This is a genomic window from Pseudogemmobacter sp. TB195 (assembly GCF_058313095.1).
Genome location: NZ_JBZEGG010000173.1, coordinates 1 through 569, shown reverse-complemented (window position 1 = coordinate 569; position 569 = coordinate 1). Strand labels below are relative to the sequence as shown.

At 59.4% G+C, this 569-nt stretch carries 1 protein-coding gene; it reads right to left on the bottom strand.

Annotated features, from left to right (window positions below):
• On the bottom strand, positions 1-569 hold a 569-nt coding region (locus AC4FS3_RS29215; protein ID WP_491023452.1), incomplete at both ends, for an IS6 family transposase.

Sequence of the window (569 nt, the reverse complement as noted above, 5' to 3'; positions counted from 1 at the left end):
CAAGCAGGTCATTCTGGCGACGGACGGACCAGTCGCCGGCGAAGCCGAAGCCTTTGCGCAGCCACAGCAGCGCCTCGAAACCCGCGATCGTGCGCCGCGCCGTCGTGAAACTGCGCAGACATCCCACTTTCGGCATCATCTGTTTAAGCCGGAAATGGTCGCTCTCGATCACCTGTTGCAGGTGTTTGGAGACGCGATGGGTGACGTTAGCATCGAGTAGACCTTGGACGATGCCATCCTTGATCGCGCCAGGATAGACGATCGCCCCGTCCGTGCCGATCTTCTCCGGAGCCAGCAGTGGGCAATCCTTCAATGCTTTACGGAAAAAGCGTTTGGCCGCAGCAATATCCCGATTGGCTGTCAGCAGGAAATCAACCGGCGTCCCGTGTTTGTCAACGGCGCGGTAGAGATACCGCCATTGGCCACGGACCTTGATGTAGGTCTCGTCGACGCGGATCGATCCGCAATGGGGTTTGTGGAACCGGCGCAGACGTTTCTCTATCAATGGCGCGTAGGCCAGAACCCAGCGGTTGATGGTGGCGTGATCGACATCAAAGCCGCGCTCGGCG